Below are 1470 nucleotides of genomic sequence, written 5' to 3'. Positions count from 1 at the left end.
GGTGGCGCGTCTTCAGGACCAGTCGCAGGATTCTGAGCTTCTGGCGCTCGCCGCGGGCGCCAGGCTTCCCGACGACGGCGGACCGCCGATCGCCGGCGATGCGAGCGAGGGAGACGCGCTATGACCGGTCGTTCATGGATCTGGGCTGCCGTGCTGGTCGTGCTTGCCCTTTCGCTCGCGCTCAACTTCTTCTTTATCGGCTATGCCGCGCATGGCCTGCGCCAGGCGGCCGTCGGGCGCGGGCTGCTGGCGGAAGTCGCGGGCGCCTACTCGCCGGAGGTGCGCAAGGAGTTCCGCGCGGTTATGCGCGACAACCGCGGCCGCACGTTCGAGGCGCTGCGGCAGCTGCGCGCGGCGCGCGCCGACCTGGCTGCGGCCGAGAAGGCGCAGCCTTTCGACGAGGGGGCGGTTAGGCAGGCGATGGCCGCGGTGCGCGCCGCCACCACAAACCTTCAGGCAACGGTGCAGGACTACCTGCTTGCCGCCATGAAGAACGTCAACGCCAAGCCGGCCGGGTGAGCCATCGCCCCACTCGCGGCACAATTGCCGTGACCTATTCTAGAGCAATTCCAGGAAAAGTGCGGAGCGGTTTTCCGTCAGGAATTGCGTAAATACAAAGGCTTAGAGCGGTTCGGCGATTCCGTGAAACGCTGAACCGCTCTAGTGTCGGAACCATGATGGCGAACCAATGCGGCACGACCGGCTTGTCCTGATATTGCTCTGGCGCGAGCTCGTCGCCGGCCTGCGGGCGATGCGGTGCCGCGATCTCGCCTGGATCGGGCTCGGCGGCGGCGCGCTGCTGGCCTATGCGATCGCCGATATCGTGCTTGCCCTGCATGCCGCGGCGCCGAAATTGCGGGACGACCAGCTCCTGTGGACGCTTGGCCTGCCGCTCACCCTGGCCGTACTCGGGGCGCTCGCAGGCAACGCAGTCGCCAGGCTCTGCCTTGAACGCGCTTTCGCGCCCTTCCTCAAGGCGCTGCCGCTTGGCTCCAGACAGCGCCGCCACATGGCCGGCAGGGCGACGCTGGCGATCTTCGCGCCGCTGGGCGCCCTGGTTGCCGTTTCTGCGGGCTTGGCCTGCGCAGTCATTGGGCAGCCGTTGCCGGCGGCCTGGGGCCTGGGCGCGGCGATCTTGTTTGCCTTGGGCTTCGGCACGGCCGCTCTTTGGCGCCTGCGGCGGCCACGCCTTCTCCTCGATGACGCGGCAAGCGAGGCCGTGTTGGTTGGAAGGCCGTGGCTGCGCCGCCTCGACCGGGCGTGCCCGCGCTGGCTTTCGAGCTGGGCCTGGAAACTGCCGGGCGGCCGTTTGCGGCCGTCATGGAAGCTGGCCGCAGCCAGCCTCATGCTTGCGGTAGAGGAAATAATTGGCGAATGGGAAAGCATTGAAGGCCGCAAGGCAGGGAAGGAAGAGGTAGAGGGTCTGGCGGGAGGCATTCTTGTATTCATGATAAGAATGCGCTGAAAGAA

At 67.0% G+C, this 1470-nt stretch carries 2 protein-coding genes; both read left to right on the top strand.

Features of this window, described 5'->3' with window-relative positions:
• The first annotated feature begins 120 nt into the window (after positions 1-120).
• The gene (locus EOA28_RS35505) at positions 121-519 is read left to right on the top strand and encodes a periplasmic heavy metal sensor (RefSeq protein WP_127250994.1); all 399 of its coding nucleotides are present in this window, start codon (positions 121-123) and stop codon (positions 517-519) included.
• Positions 520-688: 169 nt separating this feature from the next.
• Entirely contained in the window at positions 689-1465 is a 777-nt protein-coding gene (locus EOA28_RS35500) for a hypothetical protein (RefSeq protein ID WP_128315835.1), read from the top strand.
• Positions 1466-1470 lie beyond the last annotated feature (5 nt).

This window comes from Mesorhizobium sp. M2A.F.Ca.ET.067.02.1.1 (assembly GCF_004023285.1).
Taxonomy (GTDB): domain Bacteria; phylum Pseudomonadota; class Alphaproteobacteria; order Rhizobiales; family Rhizobiaceae; genus Mesorhizobium.
Note: the sequence above shows the minus strand (reverse complement) of the source record. Positions and strands in the feature narration are given on the sequence as shown.

Coding starts and splice junctions, on each gene's coding strand:
- EOA28_RS35505 (WP_127250994.1), top strand. CDS start 121: ATGACCGGTCGTTCATGGATCTGGGCTGCCGTGCTGGTCGTGCTTGCC.
- EOA28_RS35500 (WP_128315835.1), top strand. CDS start 689: ATGCGGCACGACCGGCTTGTCCTGATATTGCTCTGGCGCGAGCTCGTC.